The following is a 20806-nucleotide window of genomic DNA, read 5'->3' as shown; positions in this document are numbered from 1 at the left end:
GTCACTTCCCGGTTTTTGTCGAATATGATGGCATTTATATGAGGAAGCAATTCTATCAGAGCAAGAACACCCTCTATCCGAGCAAAAGTGCCTTCTATCAGAGGAAACTCATCTCCTATCCAAGCAAGAGTGCGCTCTGTCAAAGGAAGAGCGCTTTCTATCAAAGCAAGAGCACAATCTATCCAACCAAACTCCTTTTCTATCACACGAACAGTAGAGCCTCCCCCCTCAACAAGGAACGCTCCCTCTTCAATTAGAAAACTCTATGAACTAGCCCTTCACAATACATTCGACATATTTCGGGAAGTGACAGGTACCTCTTGGTTTTTTATCTATAGTACTGGTGAGAGGAGGCGGGAGATGGATTCTTTAATTTTGATGGTTAGGGAGCGTTGTTGGTATGCTTCGAGTGTCAATTGTTTAGATCGGTGGATGTCTTTTTCGAAAGCTTGTCGTAAAGCACGGGCTGTTTGATCATCATAGAGGAAAGCATTGACCTCAAAGTTCAAACTGAAACTCCTGATATCAAAATTCGCCGTGCCCACGGACGCCACCGCATCGTCTGTCACCAGCGTTTTCGCATGAACGAACCCATTTTCATATACGTATACTTTGGCCCCCGCTTTAAGCAGCCCCCCAATGTTTGAAAGCGTCGCCCAGTACACAAACATGTGGTCCGGCTTATCCGGGATCATAATCCGCACGTCAACGCCTGAGAGCGCAGCAATTTCCAACGCATCCTGCACCGTATCCCCCGGTATAAAGTACGGCGTCTGCAGGTAGATATACTTACGCGCCGATTGTATCATCTTCAAATAGCCATTGCGGATCTGCTGCCACTCATTATTCGGACCACTGGAGACAATTTGCGCTCCTACATGTCCAGTTCCAGCCATTTCCGGAAAAAACCGCTGCTCATATGCGAAATCATGTTTTTTAGACGCTTGATTCCAATCCAGAATGAAGCGCGTCTGCAAAGCATGGACCATATTCCCCTCTGTCCGAAGATGCGTATCACGCCAATAGCCAAATTTTTCATCCAATCCCAAATACTCATCCCCAACGTTAAAACCGCCTACATATCCAACTTTGCCATCAATAATAACCAGCTTTCGGTGGTTCCGATAGTTCAGATGAAAATGCGGGAAAAAGACTTCCACAAGGCCACCTGCTTCCTTCAGCGCTTTATAAAAGTGAGAAGATACACCTCTGGAGCCCATATAATCATAGAGTACCCGAACATCCACTCCCTCTTTCGCTTTTTCCGTAACGGCTTCAATCAGTTCCGTACCCAAGCCATCATCATGAATAATGTAATACTGGACATGGATATGGTCTGTTGCTTGCCTGATGTCCTCCAGCAAGGCATCAAATTTCTCCCGTCCGTCTGTGAAAATATCAACTTTATTGTCTTCAGTTAGAATCGCTCCGTCATTCTTAAGGTGCATATAAATTTGATCTTTATAGGCTTCTGTTATTCCACTTTTAAATGCAAAATCGTTTTGTTCAATTGCTTCAAGTTGTTCGTTGATTCTGTCTTTGATCCCAACCTTCTCCTGGTCTGGCCACTCAAACATGCGCTTTCGTCTGAAATTCTGATTGAATATGAGATAGAGTATAAAACCAACAATAGGTAAAAAGACCAATACCATCAACCATGCCCAAGTGGTACTGGCATTCTGACGTTCGAAAAAAATGATGACAAAGGCAAATATAATATTAACAATAAATAAATTACCCAAGATAAGTGAAGAAATAGCCATGCACAACCTCCTCTATATTTTCTCTTCTGTAAAATGTCCGCTTCCACTTTTCATTTCCCTATTCTTTCAATATAATGGATACTTTAATCTATGTCACTCATAAGGAGGCAGCCATGAAACATCAACCAGAACAATGGACCTCGAAACTCGGATTTATTCTTGCAACAGCAGGCTCTGCGATCGGCCTCGGTGCAATTTGGAAGTTCCCGTACATGACGGGCGTGTCCGGCGGAGGAGCATTTTTTCTCGTTTTTATTGTGTTCACCTTATTTATCGGCATGCCAATTTTACTGGCGGAATTCACGATCGGACGCGGCTCGCAGAAAGATGCCATCGGAGCCTATCAGACTTTCGCTCCCGATAAAAAGTGGCATTATATCGGAATACTTGGCATGATCACATGCTTCATCTTGCTGTCTTTTTATAGTGTTGTTGGCGGGTGGATATTACTCTATTTATTTGAAACAGCAGCCGGGCATTTATCAGGACTTGCCGGAAACGAGTACGGAACGCAATTTAATGAGATCATTGCGAATCCGTTCGTTACGGTCTTTGCCCAATTGATATTTATGGTCATCACAATCATGGTTGTAGCTAAAGGTGTCCAAAAAGGCATTGAGCGCGCCAGCAAAATTATGATGCCTGCATTGTTCATTGCTTTTGTCATTCTCATCATCCGATCTTTGACCCTGGACAATATTGGAGAAGGCATTTCGTTCTTCCTATATCCGGACTTCTCCAGCTTGAACTCAAAGTCGATTCTGTTCGCTCTTGGGCAGTCGTTCTTTTCAATTAGTGTGGGCGTTTCTGTGATGGTTACTTATAGCTCTTATCTTTCTAAAAAAGAGGATCTGCCAAAATCAGCTTTTACTGTTGTTCTAATGAATATATTTATATCGTTGCTAGCGGGGCTAGCCATTTTTCCGGCGGTATTTTCTTTTGGACTGGAACCAGAAGCAGGACCTGGTTTATTGTTTGTGGTCCTCCCGGCGGTATTTAACCAAATGCCATTAGGAAGTTTGTTTCTGTTCATATTTCTCTTGCTGTTTCTATTCGCGACCTTCACTTCTGCTTTTTCAATGGTGGAAATCATCGTTGCAGCCTTCACAAAAGACAAGCACGAACAGCGAAGGAAAACAACGTGGATCATCGGGATCTGCATTTTTCTTGCTGGCATTCCCGCAGCTCTGTCGTTTGGTGTTCTAAGTGATGTCACCCTGTTTGATAAAACCATGTTTGATCTATCTGATTATCTCGTATCAAATATCCTGATGCCGCTCGGCGCCCTTGCCATTTCTATTTTTACCGGGTTTGCAGTGCCCAGAAAGGTTTTGGAGACGGAGTTCAAGACTGGGTCTACACTTGGTAAAAAGATATTCGCACTCTGGTTTATGATGATTAAATATGTCGTTCCAGTGGCCATTATTATCGTATTTTTGGACGTCATTGGTGTCTTGAAATTGCAATAAGCTTGTCTGATTGAATTCCAGCAATCAATGGTATATGCTACTCTACAATCACTTATAATTTCATGTTGTATCAGCGTATGTATCGAGTTTTACACTCTAGGAGGAAAAAATCGTGCAAAACGGAACATCACATCAAGCTCCCGAAAAACGTCCAGATGGAAGGTCTGCTATCATCGTCGGTGGGTCACTTTCCGGATTGATGACGGGTATTGCACTAGCCAGAGAAGGTTTAAACGTCACGATATTTGAAAAAGCCCGCGAAGACAGAAAAGGCGGTGCTGGGCTACAAGTGGACGGAGGTCTATTTGATCGTTCCAAGACCGCTAAATTGCTGAGAAAACTCGCTTCCGGCGGGAAGAGGTCCATCCAGCATTGGTCATTTATAGAATCCCGCCTTCGCAATGAAGCTCAGTCCTACGCCCAAATCGATCTGCGCTATAGCACTCGTATTAAGTCAGTCGGGCAAAATGAGGACGCTGCTTGGGCTGAAACTGATAGTGGTGAACTCATTTACGGAGATATTTTAATCGGAGCAGATGGCCACCGCAGCATGGTTAGAGGACATATCGCACCACACAAACCAAACGCCACCTTTTCCGGCTATCTCGTATGGTTTGCATCAGTTAAAGAAGATAATCTACCAGAAGAACACCGCCCTTATGATATGAAGCCAGGGGTGACGATGCTAAACGGCATCAACAACGGCTTTTTCTTTGGGTCCATTTTGGCCAAGCAAGATGATTCTTCCGTGGATCGGCGGGTTGGGTGTACATGGTATGACAACACCCGAAATGATCTCTTACGCCGCCTCGGCTGTGTAAAAGGGGACGTGGTGCACCACTCTCTCAAAGGCGCCGACATTCCAGAAGGAACACTGCAAGACATGGCCCAACAAGCCAAGGTAAAGTGGCCCCAACCATGGTCAGCTGCAGCACTCCACGCCATTCAAACCCGTGATCTTACTGGGATACCCATTAAAGAATATATCCCAGACACGCTTGTAAAGGGACGTATGGCATTGATCGGTGACGCAGGCCATGTTCCTGCGCCCATTACAGCAAGCGGCTTCAACGAATCATTGCAAGATGCCGCCGATTTGGGCAAATGTGTGGCAAAAGGCATCCAAGGTAACGCTGCCTCTGAAGCTCTCAAAAAATATGAATCAATGCGTTTAAACAAAGTACAGCAAATGGTCCAATCCGGTCAATGGTTCAGCCGGTCATATAGACAGCCTTAAAAAAGAGGCAGAGGTCGGGATCGCCCCGTTCCTCTGCCTCTTTTTTTGTAATTTAATTGAATGTCTCATTGACACTTCGACTTATATTAAATAGAATCCGATCCCCATAATGAGATAAGCCGCCAGTAAAATCATGCCATCAAACCAGTTCGATTCACCGTCATTCATAAGCATTACCACTAACAGTACACCCGCAACCATACTGGTCAACTCTGGCCATGTGAACACAAGCGGCATTGAGGTCGAAAACATTAAAGACATTAATACAAGGACCGGCAGCACAAACATAGCGATTTGCAGCGTGGAACCGACCGCAATTTCAATGGCTACGTTCATCTTATTTTTAAATGCCATAATGACTGCTGACCCATGTTCAGCAGCGTTTCCGACTACAGCAACGATGATGACCCCGATAAATAACTCAGAAAACCCAAACACAGTACCAATGACTTCAAAGGTACCAACCAGGTTTTCTGATATATAGGCAACAGCGATCGTTGACACCCCAAGAACTGTGAATGCTTTTCCTTTTCCCCAGTGGGGCTCTTCTTTTTCCTCAGTTTCATTCTCTTGTTTTTGATAAATTCCTCGGTGTGTCACGAACTTAAATAATAACGCCGCCAGATACGCCACAATTAATATGATGGAAATACCTACACTGAGAATCATTGTGTCACCGCTACCCATATTTTGCGTAAAAACTTCCGGTATAACAAACGCAACTATTAAAAATCTGAAACACGGCCATGAACTGATGTTTGAGTATATAGAAGCATTTTACAACACCGTTAGAATTCATGGATATTGTGGAATGGTATCACCATTTGACTTCGAGGCTAATTTCGCAAGTTAAAGAATTGTTGTCAGGGAAATGAGCCACTACTCAGGTTTGGCGGTATAACCACAGCGGAGCTGCTTGCCCTTGACCGCTGTGCCACTTCTTAGTGATCGCTGTTAGGGGTCGGGGCCCCAACAGCGGAACTTAGAAGTGATTGTCCATGGTACGCTGGCTGTGCGGATGGAGCCCTAAAGGCTGAATTTCTCCTATCCGCCACAAGAACACTACCATGGACACAAACAAGGTCAAGGGTGGTGGACTTCGTTAAATCGTTAAGCTAAGAAATTTCTACATTTAACTTGTCCGAATTCTTGACATAAGACCAGCTATCTTTGGAAGGTTTGGTAAGAACTTTACTACCATTATGAGTTTTGTATTTTCTTATATTGAAACCTAAGAAATCAAACCCTTCTTCAATATGCGTTATTTTCGTTTTGTCCATTGCTAACTCAAGCCCCTGGTTTCCAGGTACGGCTTCAATTTATTGTATAAACCATAAGCATCTTCCTCGGATTCGCACATGATGACGAAGTCATCAGCATATTTAGTAACGGCAAACTTAGCCAGATTTTCGTAAGATGTTTTAGTTTTCCTCTTTACCTTTCGGTATTTTATGTTAAATAAATTTTCTAGACCATGTAGTGCGATATTGGCTAGAAGTGGTGAAATAATGCCACCTTGAGGAGTTCCATCTTCTGATTCATGGAATACATTGTTATCTACAAAACCTGCTTTTAGCCACTTCGCTATTACATTAAAGGCTGGAAACCCTTTAATTTGTTCAAGGATATAGTCATGGTTTAAGTTATCGAAACAACCTTTAAAGTCGCCTTCAAATATCCACACCTTCTTATTACCAACAGTGGTGTGAATTCTTTGGATTGCATCATGACAATTTCTTTTAGGTCTAAAACCGTAAGAAGTTGGTTCAAATTTTGCTTCCCACTGTGGTTCAAGGGCTAACTTAGCAATGTTTTGATAAATTCTATCTTTCATGGTCGGTATTCCTAGAGGTCTAAGCTTCCCGTTTTTCTTTTTGAGATAAGTTCGATAAGCCGGCTTGGGTCTATGACACTTGATGTCGGTGTTTGTCAACATAGTTGTCGCATGAAGCAGTTTAGCTTCTTTAAATTTCACGCCATATGACCATAGCTACCGCGCTTTGCTTGCTGCCCTGATGATTTGAAATGAAAGGGAAAACCATTCTTTCATTTCAAATCATCAGGTGATAAAAAACCCATTCTATTAATCTCCTATAGCCAATAAAGTCTCTTCACGCATAGGATTCAATGCAACCTCTTCATGAGGTGACCAATCCCTTGTGTTTCTTGCGCCCCAGCGTTCTGGATGATGTTGCTTTGCTTGTTCATATACGTCATGCCTTTTTGCCAATATATCTTTAAATTCTCCACTATGGCATTGTGCAGGGGTCACGAAATTTAAACCGCTGTGTAAATGAACCTCGTTGTACCACTTAATAAACTGTCCTGCCCACTTTCTCGCATCCTCCAAGGAAGCAAACCCTTTATGAGGGAACTCAGGACGGTACTTAAGTGTGCGGAACATTGCCTCCGAAAATGGATTGTCATTGCTTACGCGCGGCCTAGAGAACGAGCTTTGAATGCCCAAGGTCTCAAGTAACCCAAGGGATGTCGCGGCCTTCATAGGGCTGCCATTATCAGAGTGTAGTACCAAAGGGCTGCCTTTTATCCCCTCTTTAAGCACAGCTTTCTTTACGAGTTTCTCAGCGTATTGGGCCTCCTCTGATTCCCATACTTCCCAACCCACAGCTTTGCGACTGAACAGGTCAAGAATCAAATACAGTCGGTAGAACAGTCCTTTCACAGGCCCCCCAAGCCATGTGATATCCCATGTCCAAACTTGGTTCGGCGCAGTTGCTAGATGGCTTTCAGGAACCCGTCTTTTGGGCTTCTGACTGCGGCCACGATGATTCTGCATTTCTTCTTCACGCAGTACGCGATAGAAGGTCGATTCAGATGCGATATACTTCTCCTGATCGGCCAGTTGCGGCACAATCTGAGTAGGAGGTAAATCGGCATATTCTTCTCGGTTCACAACTTCTAAAATTTCTGCCCTTTCTTCTTCCGATAGTTTATTTTTAGGCGTGGGCCGTTTGGCATGCGGGCGTTGATCGACTTTGACATCGCCTTCAGACACCCACCGCTGATAGGTCCGCACATGAATATGCAATTCTTCACATGCCTTTGAAAGACGTGCGCCATTTCGATTAGCTTCTTGAATCAATTCCACGGCACGTGCGCGATCTGGTGGGCCTATCATTCGTCCTCTTGGTCCCCCCAAATCGCTCGGGCCTTTTTTCTTAGGAGTAACAATGCGGCAGCTTCTGCCAGCGCCTTCTCCTTTTTTTGAAGATCCTTTTCCAATGTTTTGGATCGCTGTTTTTCCTCTTTTAGTTGTCCAGTTAACGCTTTGGCTTGGTTAAAAGCATTGCCGTTTGCCTGAAGGCAAACTTGTTGCCAAGCATTAATCTGTTCACGGTACAAGCCTTTCTTGCGGCAATACTCCGCTATCTCCTCCTCATTCATGGCATATGTTTCCATAACAATCAAAAACTTATCTTCACTGCACCAACGGTCGCTGTTTTGTCCGTTTCCAGGTGTTGCCGCACCTGACTCCCTGGCCTCTTTCCGCCATTTATACAACGTTGCGTCGGAAATACCTACTTCCTCACTTAATGCCTTTACGGATTCATTTTGTGGTGGCATCATCCGCTTCACTATCGCAGCCTTTCGTTCTTCTGAATAACGTATCCCATTATTTGTCATTACGATGACCTCCGTGTTATTTAGTTAATCATACCACGCTTGCCTCGTACGACAACTATCCTAACAGAGGGGGCGTTCCCTTTGCTTTTGTTTTCTCAATTTATTCTGTTGCCTTACCCTTTCCATCCCTTCAACATTCTGGTGTTTTTTCCAATTTGTAATGTGTATAAAAGAATCTTCATCAATGTGAATCATTCCAAATTCACGTAGAGCATTTAATGCAAGCCTTACAGTATTAACTGGTCTACCGAATATCGTAGCGAGCATTTCTTCTGTGTATGGAATATTTTCATTTAAATAAATATATCCATTTGCATTGGTTTTCCCTGCTTGTGCCAATAATTTCACCCAAATAATCAGAATGGTATCTGCTTCTGGCATTTGTTCTATCAATTTAATTTTTTCATCCTCAAACATAGATATATCTAATTTAATCCATTTCAGATCTTGCATTACTATCTCTCCTTACCTGTTTGGGACATGTTTCTTTACTTAATATATTTTAAATGGCGCTGTATGGATACTTCATACGCACTTCTTGTACATTCTGTGCTGATGCGTATAACCAATCGAAAAACATCTTTGTAGGCACTTTAGGATGACCTAACTCCCTCGTGACTGGGAAATCTCCACGGTTGAATAACTCATTACACTTAGTAGGACCAACCCCTGTAATATCCATGAATTGTTTTCTTGTTAGCAATGGTGGCAATTCTGATTCCTTTAATTCTTCAACGAGGATCGGCACCAATTGTTTTTTGATTTCGTTTACGAACGTTTGTATTTCTTCCGAGCTGAATGTTGTGCTTGGCATTCTCGTCACCATCCTTAAAATGTAAGTTTTTAATTCAAATAACATCACTCGTTTTGTTCCTATCTGGGACAATCATTAATAAAAAATTTTACCCAGTTAAACCTCAATGAATTAGCAATATTTTTCGCTGTATCAACAGAGGGCTTTTTTGTTCCTCGTTCTATACGAGTGTAATGACTTCTTGAAATCTCAGATAAACAAGAAACTTCATTTTGGGTGTATCCCCTTTTACCCCGAATTTCTTTAAGCCAAAATCTCATTTCGCACCTCCTTTATGTTCCCTAAGGAAACATTATACTTATAATATTATGTTACTAAAAGGAACTTGCCAACAATAATTATAATTTTTGTTATACTTTTAGGAACAAAGGATGAAGTTACTGAAAGAAACCTTTATAATGTAGGTAGTAGGTGGAAAGTAGTGATAATATATGAGTGTCCTTTCTGAACGTCTAAAAAATTATAGAGAAGAACTAAAGAAAACTGACAAAAAATGGACCCAACAATATGTTGCTGAGAAAATAGGGGTGGCTAGAGTCACCTATACAGCTTATGAACGTGGTACTAAAACACCACCTCTGGACATCATTAATCAAATTGCTGATTTATTCGATATTGATACGGACTATCTTCATGGAAGAACAGACGATCCTATCAAGGGGGTTGATGAGGAACTAAAAGAATTATTAAATGATCCACAAACTGACTTAATGTTCAACAATTGGAAAAACATGTCTGATGAAGAAAGAAGAGAAGTGCTTGATACAATTGAATATCTCCATTTTAAAAGGAAAAAAGGAAAAAAGTAATTCTACAGCCAAATACGGAGACTATAGTAACTGAAGATAAGCGAATTTAGGAAAATCGGAAATCACATGGTGTACATATAATTGTATACCTTTATTTTTATATTTAATTAGAACATATGTTCTTGTGGAGGGTTGTTATATTAATACTCATCTTGAAGACTATATACAGAATTTGTACAAGTTTCTCCGCATCAATAGACCAGAACAATTAATAATTGATAATATTGCTAAGAGGCTTAATTTAAATATTTATTACGGCAAATTCAGTCTCCGTTTCGGAAATGATTTAGTAATACAAAAATCGACAAAGCAGCGAGAATGGCAGTTATTTGGTCACGAAGTTGGTCATTATTTGAGGCATTGTGGAAATCATCTAACTTTGCATCGTTTGTTTTTAGACATGCAGGAATGGCAAGCCAATCATTTTGCTTACCATTTCTGCGTACCAACTTTTATGTTACATAAAACAGACTATATCTCGATAGACACCATTATGAATTTATTTAACGTTGAATATGATTTCGCTGTTAGACGATTAGAAATGTATCAAAACAAACTATATAAGGAGCATTCCTGTAATGAAGAAATTTGAGGTTTGAACAGAAAAGAGCCCTCTTGGTATAGTACAGGGTGTCATGATCATGACCCCGAATTAAATAAATACCAAGGAGGACTCGCAATGAATTATAACCAAAATCACAAAATCGCGCAAATCACAGAATCCACATTGATCGTGGGGATTGACATCGCAAAAGACAAACACGTAGCTCGCGCACAAGATTATCGAGGTATTGAATTTGGCAAACGATTGATCTTTGAAAATCGAATACACGGTTATCAAAAGCTGCTTGATTGGGTAGCTAGGCTTCAAGAGGAAAACCAAAAGACACATGTCATGTTTGGCGTTGAACCGACTGGCCACTTTTGGAAGAGTCTAGCCTACTACCTGAACGCCAAAGGTTATGACTTTGTGTTAGTTAACCCGATGCATGTTAAAAAAAGCAAAGAGCTGGACGACAATTCGCCCACAAAAAATGATACGAAAGACGCACGTGTTATTGCACAGATGGTTAAGGATGGTCGATACTCTGTACCGAACCTTCTTGACGGTGTTTATGCCGAGTTAAGGGAAGGGATTAAATTACGAGATCAACTCACCAAACAGCTGATGATTGTCGAAGGACGCATCCAAAACGCCATACAACGGTATTTTCCGGAGTTTGATGATGTGTTTAATGACTGGAATGGTAAGACAGCTATTTGTACACTGCGTGAATTCCCATTCCCATCTGATATTCAGGATATGACCCCTGAAGACGTGCTTTCAACGTGGAAAACAGTCGTTAAAAGTGGTGTGGGCATCAAACGTGCCAATCAGCTTGTCCAAGCTGCCCAGAAAAGCATTGGTGTTCAGATAGGTTTGCGCTTTGCCAGGCAGGAATTACAGACTCTGCTTGATCAATATGAATTGTACAACCAACAACTTGTGTCATTGGATAAAGAGATCGAAACACTTATAACAGATCTACCTGGAGCTAAAGAAATGATGGCTATTAAAGGCATTGGTCCCACGACAGTGGCCACGTTTTTCGCCGAGGTCGGAGACCTCTCCAACTACAGTCATCCCCAGCAAATTGTAAGTATGGCTGGTCTATCCTTAAAAGAACACAGCTCGGGTAAATTCAAAGGGCAAACACGAATAGACAAGCGTGGACGCAAGCGATTGAGAAGAGCGATCTATTTAGCTGTGCGCCCACTGGTAGCACATAATTCGACGTTCAAGACATTGCATCATTATTACACCACGCGTCCCGATCGTCCTTTGAAAAAGCAACAATCTCTGATCGCTTTGTGCGGTAAGTTGATACGTGTCTTATTCGCCATTGGCACGAAGCAGTGTGAATTTGATGGAAGTAAACTACTACAAGGACTACCTGAATTACAAACAAGTCAGGTGGCATGAATATTGATGTTAACTACTCCACGTAGATAAGTGGTTCTGAATGAGCGATTAATAAACCTTTTTAATTCATTTGGGATGTTTCAACAAATGCATCTGATGGCCTTAGGATTGAACAAACACCAATAGTGCAGAGTCGGAGCTTATTTAACCCATTCGGGCAATAGACCCAGCTAAGGAGCATTTCCGACCTCCACCTTGTGGATACGCAGGACGAAGGAATGTATGGATAATAATCCCGTGATACATGGGAGGGTGAGCGACCATAAGTTGTGTGGAGATTTTCAGCACGGTTATCACGTCTCTTGTCACCAAATGTTCACAATTTGGGCGTTAGGATGGCATAGACTACGTCCGAAATTTCCGAAATCAACACCTGATACTCAACCCGCATTCAATATGTCAATGAAGTGTTTGAGTAATTCTAAGAAAGTAAGAGCATTTTAGAGATATTTTAATTATATAGAGGGAGGCACTAGCGTCGCATTAAAATGCAACAATGTCATTCAAAAAACGGAATCTTCTTGAATCCGTGTACGGACATAAAAAAATCCTTTATAATGGTTGGTGTGGTAGTAACCTATCCAAATCCATTACAAAGGACATACACATGGATAAGTCTACACGAAAAACATCATTCAAACAATGGTTAGCACCAATTAATCAAGCTTTATTTGAAGAACAAGTAAGTCTGCATCGACTGGACCATTATACGAAAAAGCTCTACATGGATTCGTTTATGTCATTACTGTTGTACGCCCAACTCCATGAAATAGAGAGTTTACGGGCTCTGAGCGACGCTGTTTTCTCAGAAGAACTTCAACGATCGGCAGGTTTGGACACAATCAGTTTTTCACAACTGGGTCGCCGGCTTAACCAAGTGCCTACGGCTTTCTTTCAAACCATTTTTCTGGATTTGATTTCCCAAATCCATGCGAAAACACAGTTTCAACAGCGAAGACAAGTTACAACGCCGTTAAAAATCATTGATTCTAGCACATTGCCGCTTAATCTGACGAACCATAACTGGGCTGAATTCCGGCAAACAAAGTCAGGTGTCAAACTTCACTTACGGCTGGTGTTTATGGAAGAAGGGCATTCTTATCCAGATCAAGCTGTAATCACCAATGCGGTCCACCATGATCGTGGGCAACTGGAAGTTCTTGTCGACGACAAGGCCTGCATGTACGTATTTGACCGCGGTTACCTGGATTATGAACGTTTCGATCGTATGACTGACGAAGGCTTTTTCTTTGTTTCTCGCTTGCGTAAGAATGCCGTCGTACGTGTACTTGAGACGTTTTCACTACCAGAGGAATCGAATGTGTTATCGGATGAAATGGTTGTCATTGGATCACCCCAAAACCGTTCGGAAAACGTGTTTCGCAGACTAAAATTGTTTGACACAAAAGGCAATGAGCTTACACTACTGACGAACCGCTTTGATTTGGATGCCGATGAAATCGCCGACATCTATCGATCAAGATGGGCCATTGAACTATTCTTCAAATGGATGAAGCAGCATTTGAGCATCAAAAAGTTTTACGGATACAGTGAACAAGCTGTCCACAACCAGGTCTATATCGCAATGATTGTGTATTGCTTGAACGTATTGGTTCAATTGTACACAGGCAGCCATCGAAGCTACTTGCAGATAAGTCGCTATTTAAAAGCATCCCTGTGGAAGCCAGCTTATATATGGTTGAAAAAAATCGAAGGGAAAGGTATCCCGTAAAACGTCTTTGTCCTTGTTGTTTCTGCCGTTAGCCATAGTAAAAAAATGGATGTTTACTACCTTTAATTCGGTGTTTTAACTTTTTTCGTTTTACACCGAAGGTGTTAATCTGAATATTTCGTTTATATTAATGCGACGCTAGTGAGAGGGAGGGCATGAATCATGTACTGTCAAAAATTCAAAACTAAATCTGGACAAGTTAAATGGGAGTGTATTGCCGATGGAGATCCTGATCCTGCAACAGGAAAGCGCAAACAAATAAAACGACGTGCAAAGACACAACGAGAAGCCAAAGAGCGTGTAAAAAAAGCTGTCCGGTCAACTCAAGAAGATAAAATTGACGAGAATTCAGGAAAACGCGTCACATTTGATCAAGTTGCGGCTGCTTGGTTGGAAGTATACAAACAAACAGGCGTTAAAAGGAGCACAGTACGGATCCGGGAAAAAGAAGTCGCTATACTAAACCGTTACATGGCAAAAAGCCCAATTGGAAAGATTACGTATTCCATGTTTCAAAAATTCATTAATGACATTTCGCCAAACTATGCCCGGACTACAGTCCAAGGAGTGAACACATCAGCTGGCATGATTTTTCAGCATGCAATAAAGGATAGGCTTATTAAAGAAAGTCCAAATCGCGATGTTATTATACCTAAAAAACGAAAAACAGTTGAAGAAATTGAGATAGCACCTATTGAACAAAAATATTTAACGAACGAAGAATTGAACGAGTTTTTAAATGCCACTTTAGACAATGGCCAGGAATTAGATATCGAGCGTTTCTATCTGTTAGCCTTTTCAGGCATGCGCTCCGGAGAGTTATGTGCATTAAAATGGTCTGACATTAACTTTAGCACTAACACTGTTCGAATTACAAAAACACTCTATAACGAAGATAACAACATGCGCAAATTTGAATTAACGCCGCCAAAAACGAATGGGTCAATACGGTCGATTGAAGTGGATTCTGAAATTATGCAGCTTATTAAATCACATTACAAACGTCAGAAAAAGATCAAAATGAAATATCGTTATGAAGTGGAACATGACGGTAATTTCGTTTTTTGCCGAGCGAATGGTTATCCTTATATACAAAAAAATATTGTGATGAGGATGGCTAGGCTGATGGAATATACCAACATTGAAAAAAAGGCGACGCCCCATATCTTCAGACACACCCACATAAGCATGATGGCTGAAGCTGGTGTTGACCTTGCGACGGTTATGGAAAGGGTTGGACACGATGACCCACAAACGACTTTGAAAATCTACACACATGTAACCAAAAAGATGAAAAAGGACGCTTCCGTAAAAGTTAGCAACTTATACGAAAACGCCCTTTCCAAAATAAAATTCAATTAAATGTTACTTTCTTGTGACATTTTTAATGTTACAAAGGCTTAAAACCTCTTATAAACACTCTCAAATCAAGGTTTACGGGCGATGATTTACATCATGCCGCCCATTCCGCCCATGCCACTCATGTCAGGCATGCCGCCACCGGCATCTTCTTCTGGTCTGTCTGCTACGACGGCTTCTGTTGTCAAGAACATAGCGGCAACAGAGGCTGCATTTTGCAGGGCTGAGCGTGTTACTTTGGTAGGGTCTACAATACCTGCTTCAACCATATCAACCCAGTTGCCTGTTGCGGCGTCAAAGCCAACACCGATTTTTTCACCTTTCAAGCGTTCGACAACGACAGAACCTTCGAGACCGGCGTTGTGGGCAATCTGGCGTACTGGCTCTTCAAGCGCACGGAGTACGATGCTGGCACCAGTTGCTTCATCATCTTCAAGAGTGAGTTCTGCCACTTTGTTATAGATGTTGATCAAGGCTGTACCACCACCGGATACAATACCCTCTTCGACTGCTGCACGTGTTGAGTTAAGTGCATCCTCAATGCGCAGTTTACGCTCTTTCAATTCAGTTTCAGTTGCAGCACCAACTTTGATAACCGCTACACCGCCGGCAAGTTTGGCAAGGCGTTCTTGTAGTTTTTCTTTATCAAAGTCTGATGTTGTTTCTTCTGCTTGTGCACGCAGTTGTGCGACGCGGGAAGAAATGTTTTCCGGATTGCCGGCACCTTCAACGATTGTTGTGTTTTCTTTTGTAACCACAACTTTGGAAGCACGACCGAGCTGATCGATGCTGGCACTCTTAAGGTCGAGTCCAAGATCTTCCGTAATAACTTCGCCGCCTGTTAGTGCAGCAATGTCTTCAAGCATAGCTTTCCGACGGTCGCCAAATCCTGGTGCTTTAACAGCAACAGCGTTGAACGTGCCACGGATTTTGTTGACTACAAGTGTAGCGAGTGCTTCACCTTCAACATCTTCAGCAATAATCAGGATTGGTCTGTTTTGCTGTACGACCTGCTCGAGCAGTGGCAGTACTTCTTGAATGTTTCCGATTTTCTTATCTGTGATCAGGATATATGGATCTTCCAGTTCTGCAACCATTTTATCCTGGTCAGATACCATGTATGGTGATGCATAACCACGGTCGAATTGCATACCTTCAACAACTTCAAGCTCTGTATTGAAGCCTTTTGATTCTTCGATTGTGATGACACCATCATTACCGACGCGTTCCATCGCTTCAGCAATCAACTGACCAACTTCATCATTATCTGAGGAAATTGATGCAACTTGGGCAATGGATTCTTTGCTTTCGATCGGGCTTGAGATCGCTTGTAATTCTTTAATAGCAGTCTCAACTGCTTTTTCAATCCCGCGGCGTACGCCAACAGGATTTGCACCTGATGCAACGTTTTTCAGACCTTCACTGATCATAGCTTGAGCCAGTACAGTTGCAGTTGTTGTACCGTCACCGGCAACGTCGTTTGTTTTGGAAGCTACTTCAGAAACGAGCTGCGCACCCATGTTTTCAAATGCATCTTCCAGTTCAATTTCTTTAGCAATGGTTACACCGTCATTTGTAATGAGTGGGGAACCGAATTTTTTATCAAGCACAACATTGCGGCCTTTTGGTCCCAATGTTACTTTAACAGCGTCTGCCAATGTATCTACTCCGCGCATCATCGCGCGGCGGCCTTCTTCACTAAATTTAATGTCTTTAGCCATAGTTAAAATGCCCTCCTTGAATGAATTAAGTATCCTGTTTTTTCATCACATACATATTAACCGATGACGGCTAAAATATCGTTTTCGCGCAGAATCAAGTATTCTTTTCCTTCGTATTTAACTTCCGTGCCAGCGAATTTCGAGAAAATGATGCGTTCGCCTTCTTTTACTTCTGGTGTAACTGTTTTTCCGCTGTCTGTTACACGGCCGGAACCTACTGCAACAACATTGCCTTCCTGTGGCTTTTCTTGTGCTGAATCTGGAAGCACGATGCCACTTGCAGTCTTTTCTTCTTGTTCAACAAGCTCGATGACAACACGATCTCCTAGTGGTTTAATCATGTCGAAACCTCCTTAGTTCCTCTTCTGATTTTTGATGTGTTAGCACTCGAAGTCACTGAGTGCTAATTCCAATTAATATATTAATTAATCTCCCAAAAAAATGCAAGCAATAAACTTTTATATTTTTATTTCATTACTGGACGCCCCTTACTATTATAATAAATACACGGATTGTGCTAAAATATTTTCTATGGACATAAAATACTTGAAACTGTTGTACATGCATAAACTGTAATAGATCTTGAATTAAAGGAGTCGTTGATGTTGACCGGACGTTATTGGGGTGTCATTGTCACTTATGTCATCATGCAAGTTTCGGGGTTGTTATTTGTTCCCCTGCTTTTTTTCACCTTACCAATGACAGAAAATCAAGCTATTGTTTATTGGAGCTTTATCAGTTTTGTTATTGGACTTGTTGTGATTTTATTTATTATGAAACCTTATATGAAGGAACCGCCTGTCAGAAACGCGGCCACAAAAGGGGAAATCGTTTTATGGTCGATTCTTGGGGTATTTATGGCCTATTTCGCCAATGCCATTGCAGCTTCAATTGAAATGTATCTGCTGGGAATTGAATCAGGATCTGAAAACACAATGATGATCATGGATATGATTAAGGTTCTTCCGATTTTCTTCATAGTACCGACAATAACTGCTCCAATTCTCGAGGAAATTATATTCCGTAAAATTATCTTCGGCTCGCTATATAAGCGATTCAATTTCTTTATTGCAGCAATCATTTCTGCGGGGATATTTGGCATTATTCACGGAGAGCCTGAACATATTTTGATATACAGTGGCATGGGGCTTGTGTTTGCGTTTGTATATGTCAGAACCAAACGACTTATTGTCCCTATTATCGTTCACATGTCCCTGAACTCGATTTCCGTTATTTTGCAAACTTCCGGTGTACTGGAAAAACTGGAGAAACAAATGGAGCAAATGGAAACTTTGCAAATGATCTTTGGAGGCTGATGACACACGATGCGAATGTCTGCTTTAACAAATGCGATAATTTATTTTATTCTCGGAGGCGTTTTCTTTTGGCTGGCGCTTGGTGTTCCAGGCGATCGATTTAATCTTATGTCAATTGCGCTTGTCGTCGTGGCAGCAATTGATATTGGTCTTGGAATACGATTTCTTCGCGCCCATTTTCACAATAAAAACAAAAATAAAAAGTGAGCCCGTTACATACGGGCTCACTTTTTATTTTGCTTGATTTCGTTCATTCTGATGACCTTTCAGAACAAAAGAAACCGGAACAATCAACAGTATAAACACACCTGCAACCATAAATGCTTCATTCAAGGCCTGCAAGGTTGCTTGTTGCATTTCAAGGCCACCGTCTGCCGTGTGCAGTATTCCTCGTCTGACTTCAAAGTAAATCGAAAAGAAGACGATCCCAAATGAAGAAAAAATCTGCCGGAAAACGTTATTCATGGCCGATCCCTGGGCCACTTCTGCATCAGGAATAGCATTCATGCCTGCGGTGGTAGCCGGCATGTTGCACATCCCAAGCCCGGCACTGCGCAGTATATTAATGATCAAAATAAACCAGTAAGACGTCTGCAACGTATTAAATCCAAGCATTAGGGTAAAACTGCCCAAAATGACAAGGCCTACAGGCACAACATACCTCGGCCCTTTGACATCGAGAATTTTGCCTCCGAGTGACATGAACACGCCACTCATCAATGCGGCCGGCAGAAACAGCAGACCGGTCTGTATTTCTGATAATCCGTAAACATCTTGAATCAGCAGCGGAAGCAGAAATATACCGGAAAATAACCCAATAGAAGCAGTTGCGGTAACAACAATCGATACAGAGTACGTCGGAATTTTAAAGATTGATAGATTCAGCAGGGGCTGTTCTTGTCTGAATTCATATTTTACGAATATCACAAGCAAAATGATTCCGCCTGCGATAATTGCAATGTTTAGAGGTGAGAGCAACAGCTCCAATGTCGATCCCCTGCCAAGCGCTAACAATATTCCACCCACACCAGTAGTCACAAGAATGAATCCGATCAAGTCAAACTTTAAAGCGGGGTCTTTTTCTGTCGGCTTTAAATATTTGATGCAAAAAAAGACGCCTGTCAGTGCAAATGGCAGGTTAAATACGAATAAGAACGGCCAAGTAAAATACTCAATCACCAATCCGCCCACAGTTGGACCGATTGCTGGGGCTACCATGGCAGCAATTCCGTAAATCCCCACTGCAAGACCGCGTTCATTCCGCGGGAACGCATTGAAAATGAGCGCCATTGCAATCGGCATCATTAAACCGCCAGCTGCGCCCTGAATGGCTCTTGAAATGATGATCATGGACAATGTCGACGATAATGCTCCTGAAATGGAACCGACCATAAACAAAACAAGACCAGATATATAGACTCGTTTTTTGCCAAAGCGATCTCCAAGATAGCCGGTGAGCGGCATCGTCATGCCCATCGACACCATGAATATGGTCAGTACCCAGCCTACAGCCACAGCGTCACGATCAAATATCTCCATAAAATGAGGCAGAATCGGATTGAGCATGCTGTTGTTTAAAATAACGGTGAATGTCCCAAACAAGATCGAAATGACGACAAGCCATTTCGACGGAAGGCGTGCCATATGTATAACCTCCTGCAAATTACACTAAAAAGAGCTGACGTTGTTTTATACAGCTCTTTTGTATCAGTTTTATTTAACCGGTATTCATCAAAGTTAAACTAAGGGGTAATGTTTTAGGAAATAAACAAGTGCCTGCAGTTCGACCGATAAGTCAATGTGATGTACCCGAATGTGTGATGGTGCATTGAGCCGGGCAGGTGTGAAATTTAGAATACCTTCTATACCCAAGTTTGCGAGCCGCTCTGTGGTCGCGTCTGCCGCATCTGCTGGAACTGTCAGGATCGCCACTTTGATATCTCCCAATCTGTCCTCCAGTTCAGCAATATCATAAACCGGCACATCTGCAATGGTCGTTCCGATTTTATCCGGATCAGAATCGAAAGCCATAATGATTTTTGTGTTGTTGTTTTTTACAAAGTTATAATGCAGAAAAGCTGCACCGAGGTTCCCTACCCCCACAAGGGCTACTTCACTTAATTCATCTTGATCAAGTGTTTTTCGGAAAAAGCCGAGCAAGTATTCTACATTGTACCCATAGCCTTTTTTGCCAAGGGCTCCGAAATAGGAAAAGTCCCTGCGAATCGTTGCGGAATCAACTTTCACCGCTTCACTCAGTTCTTTGGAAGATACACGATTCTTGCCTTGTGACTGCAGGTTATTCAGATAGCGATAATAAAGCGGCAAGCGTTTCGCTGTTGCCTGAGGTATTTTACTTTGCGCCATTCGAATCCCCTCCTCTCTTGAAGTCACCTGATTTGCCCCCGGTTTTCGTAAACAGGTAAGTTGGCCCGATGATCATACCTTTATCAAGGGCCTTTGCCATGTCGTAAACTGTCAAGGCTGTGGCGCTGGCAGCCGTGAGTGCTTCCATTTCCACACCTGTTGCCCCTTTTGTTTTGACAAAAGCTTCTATCTCCAATTCATACTCGTCACCATCAAGATTCCACTCAAACGAAATATCCACAGCTTTTAATGATAATGGATGACACATCGGAATCCAGCTGGATGTTTGCTTGGCTGCCATAATACCCGCAACCTGGGCAACGCTTAGCACGTCCCCTTTATCAACTTCACCAGCGGTAATTTTTTCATATATAGTTTGGTCGACAAGGATGCTCGTCCGGGCTGCAGCAGTGCGTTCTGTTGCCGACTTATCCCCGATATCAACCATCCGTGCCCTCCCTTGTTCGTTAAAATGTGTAAACTCGGACATAATATCATCTCCATATGTGTGCTCTCCTCTATTTTAGCAGAAAATCAGCAATAAGTCGTGAGTTAGTTCACAATATCATTGCCTCTTTCTCCCTGAATACGATACACTTATGGAGATGAGG

Annotated in this window: 19 protein-coding genes and 3 pseudogenes; 9 read left to right on the top strand and 13 right to left on the bottom strand. The window is 42.1% G+C overall.

The window, feature by feature from the left end:
* Nucleotides 1–332: 332 nt before the first annotated feature.
* On the bottom strand, nt 333–1763 hold the full coding sequence (gene cls / locus JNUCC1_RS11070; protein WP_156645573.1) for a cardiolipin synthase: 1431 nt from the start codon (nt 1761–1763) through the stop codon (nt 333–335).
* Between the two features lie 113 nt (nt 1764–1876).
* Between cls and JNUCC1_RS11065 the strand changes: the two genes are divergently transcribed.
* Complete coding sequence (locus JNUCC1_RS11065; RefSeq protein ID WP_156645572.1) at nt 1877–3232, top strand: sodium-dependent transporter; 1356 nt, start codon at nt 1877–1879, stop codon at nt 3230–3232.
* 112 nt (nt 3233–3344) lie between these two features.
* A complete protein-coding gene (locus JNUCC1_RS11060; protein WP_156645571.1) occupies nt 3345–4469 on the top strand; it encodes an FAD-dependent oxidoreductase in 1125 nt (374 codons plus the stop codon).
* An 81-nt stretch (nt 4470–4550) separates the two neighbouring features.
* Here the strand turns inward: JNUCC1_RS11060 and cax are convergent.
* The 7 genes and pseudogenes from cax to JNUCC1_RS11030 all read right to left on the bottom strand — a co-directional run.
* Nucleotides 4551–5198 (bottom strand): annotated as a pseudogene (cax, locus tag JNUCC1_RS11055) (calcium/proton exchanger); the annotation flags it as partial.
* Between the two features lie 386 nt (nt 5199–5584).
* The gene (locus tag JNUCC1_RS18720) at nt 5585–5749 is read right to left on the bottom strand and encodes a hypothetical protein (protein ID WP_231784192.1); all 165 of its coding nucleotides are present in this window, start codon (nt 5747–5749) and stop codon (nt 5585–5587) included.
* Between the two features lie 2 nt (nt 5750–5751).
* The gene (locus JNUCC1_RS11050; RefSeq protein ID WP_331713755.1) at nt 5752–6444 is read right to left on the bottom strand and encodes a reverse transcriptase domain-containing protein; all 693 of its coding nucleotides are present in this window, start codon (nt 6442–6444) and stop codon (nt 5752–5754) included.
* A 108-nt stretch (nt 6445–6552) separates the two neighbouring features.
* A pseudogene (locus JNUCC1_RS11045) lies at nt 6553–8114 on the bottom strand (IS3 family transposase).
* A 72-nt stretch (nt 8115–8186) separates the two neighbouring features.
* Nucleotides 8187–8567 (bottom strand): annotated as a pseudogene (locus JNUCC1_RS11040) (phage replisome organizer N-terminal domain-containing protein); the annotation flags it as partial.
* Between the two features lie 49 nt (nt 8568–8616).
* Nucleotides 8617–8928, bottom strand: a complete 312-nt coding sequence (locus tag JNUCC1_RS11035; protein WP_138603505.1) for a hypothetical protein — start codon at nt 8926–8928, stop codon at nt 8617–8619.
* A 59-nt stretch (nt 8929–8987) separates the two neighbouring features.
* Nucleotides 8988–9188, bottom strand: coding sequence for a helix-turn-helix domain-containing protein (locus tag JNUCC1_RS11030; protein WP_156645570.1), 201 nt, complete (start codon nt 9186–9188; stop codon nt 8988–8990).
* Between the two features lie 171 nt (nt 9189–9359).
* Here JNUCC1_RS11030 and JNUCC1_RS11025 point away from each other — a divergent pair, with 171 nt between their 5' ends.
* The 5 genes from JNUCC1_RS11025 (at nt 9360) to JNUCC1_RS11005 (ending at nt 14794) form a co-directional block, all read left to right on the top strand.
* Nucleotides 9360–9737: a helix-turn-helix domain-containing protein gene (locus JNUCC1_RS11025; protein ID WP_138603503.1), complete on the top strand. Its 378-nt coding sequence runs from the start codon at nt 9360–9362 to the stop codon at nt 9735–9737.
* Nucleotides 9738–9861: 124 nt separating this feature from the next.
* Nucleotides 9862–10329: an ImmA/IrrE family metallo-endopeptidase gene (locus JNUCC1_RS19265; RefSeq protein WP_331713754.1), complete on the top strand. Its 468-nt coding sequence runs from the start codon at nt 9862–9864 to the stop codon at nt 10327–10329.
* 87 nt (nt 10330–10416) lie between these two features.
* Nucleotides 10417–11700, top strand: a complete 1284-nt coding sequence (locus tag JNUCC1_RS11015; RefSeq protein WP_156645274.1) for an IS110 family transposase — start codon at nt 10417–10419, stop codon at nt 11698–11700.
* Nucleotides 11701–12307: 607 nt separating this feature from the next.
* Nucleotides 12308–13432 carry an IS4 family transposase gene (locus JNUCC1_RS11010; RefSeq protein WP_156643541.1) on the top strand — a complete coding sequence of 375 codons (1125 nt, stop codon included), beginning with the start codon at nt 12308–12310 and terminating at the stop codon, nt 13430–13432.
* Between the two features lie 162 nt (nt 13433–13594).
* Nucleotides 13595–14794, top strand: a complete 1200-nt coding sequence (locus JNUCC1_RS11005) for a site-specific integrase (RefSeq protein WP_156645568.1) — start codon at nt 13595–13597, stop codon at nt 14792–14794.
* Between the two features lie 86 nt (nt 14795–14880).
* Here the strand turns inward: JNUCC1_RS11005 and groL are convergent, their stop codons facing one another.
* Both groL and groES read right to left on the bottom strand, forming a co-directional pair.
* Nucleotides 14881–16512, bottom strand: coding sequence for a chaperonin GroEL (gene groL, locus JNUCC1_RS11000; protein WP_156645567.1), 1632 nt, complete (start codon nt 16510–16512; stop codon nt 14881–14883).
* 56 nt (nt 16513–16568) lie between these two features.
* The gene (groES, locus tag JNUCC1_RS10995) at nt 16569–16853 is read right to left on the bottom strand and encodes a co-chaperone GroES (RefSeq protein ID WP_156645566.1); all 285 of its coding nucleotides are present in this window, start codon (nt 16851–16853) and stop codon (nt 16569–16571) included.
* Nucleotides 16854–17210: 357 nt separating this feature from the next.
* On the opposite strand from groES, the gene JNUCC1_RS10990 reads away from it, so the two are divergent.
* Together JNUCC1_RS10990 and JNUCC1_RS10985 are read left to right on the top strand one after the other, a co-directional pair.
* A complete protein-coding gene (locus JNUCC1_RS10990) occupies nt 17211–17828 on the top strand; it encodes a CPBP family intramembrane glutamic endopeptidase (RefSeq protein WP_231784191.1) in 618 nt (205 codons plus the stop codon).
* A gap of 15 nt (nt 17829–17843) precedes the next feature.
* Nucleotides 17844–18035, top strand: coding sequence for a DUF4305 domain-containing protein (locus JNUCC1_RS10985; protein ID WP_197431715.1), 192 nt, complete (start codon nt 17844–17846; stop codon nt 18033–18035).
* Between the two features lie 24 nt (nt 18036–18059).
* Here JNUCC1_RS10985 and JNUCC1_RS10980 read toward each other — a convergent pair whose 3' ends face one another.
* The 3 genes from JNUCC1_RS10980 to moaC all read right to left on the bottom strand — a co-directional run bounded on the left by JNUCC1_RS10980 (nt 18060) and on the right by moaC (nt 20685).
* Nucleotides 18060–19472, bottom strand: coding sequence for an MDR family MFS transporter (locus JNUCC1_RS10980; RefSeq protein ID WP_156645564.1), 1413 nt, complete (start codon nt 19470–19472; stop codon nt 18060–18062).
* A 93-nt stretch (nt 19473–19565) separates the two neighbouring features.
* Nucleotides 19566–20201 (bottom strand): redox-sensing transcriptional repressor Rex, encoded by a 636-nt coding sequence (locus tag JNUCC1_RS10975; RefSeq protein ID WP_331713883.1) that lies wholly within the window; start codon nt 20199–20201, stop codon nt 19566–19568.
* Entirely contained in the window at nt 20182–20685 is a 504-nt protein-coding gene (gene moaC, locus JNUCC1_RS10970) for a cyclic pyranopterin monophosphate synthase MoaC (protein ID WP_156645562.1), read from the bottom strand. Before moaC ends, JNUCC1_RS10975 begins: the two co-directional genes overlap by 20 nt.
* Nucleotides 20686–20806 lie beyond the last annotated feature (121 nt).

It is taken from the genome of Lentibacillus sp. JNUCC-1, assembly GCF_009741735.1.
Classification (GTDB): Bacteria; Bacillota; Bacilli; order Bacillales; family Amphibacillaceae; genus Lentibacillus_B.
This window is presented reverse-complemented; position numbering and strand designations above follow the sequence as displayed.

Bases quoted from the DNA above. Each gene is read 5' to 3' on its own strand.
- cls (WP_156645573.1), bottom strand. From the start codon at position 1,763: ATGGCTATTTCTTCACTTATCTTGGGTAATTTATTTATTGTTAATATT.
- JNUCC1_RS11065 (WP_156645572.1), top strand. From the start codon at position 1,877: ATGAAACATCAACCAGAACAATGGACCTCGAAACTCGGATTTATTCTT.
- JNUCC1_RS18720 (WP_231784192.1), bottom strand. From the start codon at position 5,749: ATGGACAAAACGAAAATAACGCATATTGAAGAAGGGTTTGATTTCTTA.
- JNUCC1_RS11035 (WP_138603505.1), bottom strand. From the start codon at position 8,928: ATGCCAAGCACAACATTCAGCTCGGAAGAAATACAAACGTTCGTAAAC.
- JNUCC1_RS11030 (WP_156645570.1), bottom strand. From the start codon at position 9,188: ATGAGATTTTGGCTTAAAGAAATTCGGGGTAAAAGGGGATACACCCAA.
- JNUCC1_RS11025 (WP_138603503.1), top strand. From the start codon at position 9,360: ATGAGTGTCCTTTCTGAACGTCTAAAAAATTATAGAGAAGAACTAAAG.
- JNUCC1_RS11015 (WP_156645274.1), top strand. From the start codon at position 10,417: ATGAATTATAACCAAAATCACAAAATCGCGCAAATCACAGAATCCACA.
- JNUCC1_RS11010 (WP_156643541.1), top strand. From the start codon at position 12,308: ATGGATAAGTCTACACGAAAAACATCATTCAAACAATGGTTAGCACCA.
- JNUCC1_RS11005 (WP_156645568.1), top strand. From the start codon at position 13,595: ATGTACTGTCAAAAATTCAAAACTAAATCTGGACAAGTTAAATGGGAG.
- groL (WP_156645567.1), bottom strand. From the start codon at position 16,512: ATGGCTAAAGACATTAAATTTAGTGAAGAAGGCCGCCGCGCGATGATG.
- groES (WP_156645566.1), bottom strand. From the start codon at position 16,853: ATGATTAAACCACTAGGAGATCGTGTTGTCATCGAGCTTGTTGAACAA.
- JNUCC1_RS10990 (WP_231784191.1), top strand. From the start codon at position 17,211: ATGACAGAAAATCAAGCTATTGTTTATTGGAGCTTTATCAGTTTTGTT.
- JNUCC1_RS10985 (WP_197431715.1), top strand. From the start codon at position 17,844: ATGTCTGCTTTAACAAATGCGATAATTTATTTTATTCTCGGAGGCGTT.
- JNUCC1_RS10980 (WP_156645564.1), bottom strand. From the start codon at position 19,472: ATGGCACGCCTTCCGTCGAAATGGCTTGTCGTCATTTCGATCTTGTTT.
- moaC (WP_156645562.1), bottom strand. From the start codon at position 20,685: ATGTCCGAGTTTACACATTTTAACGAACAAGGGAGGGCACGGATGGTT.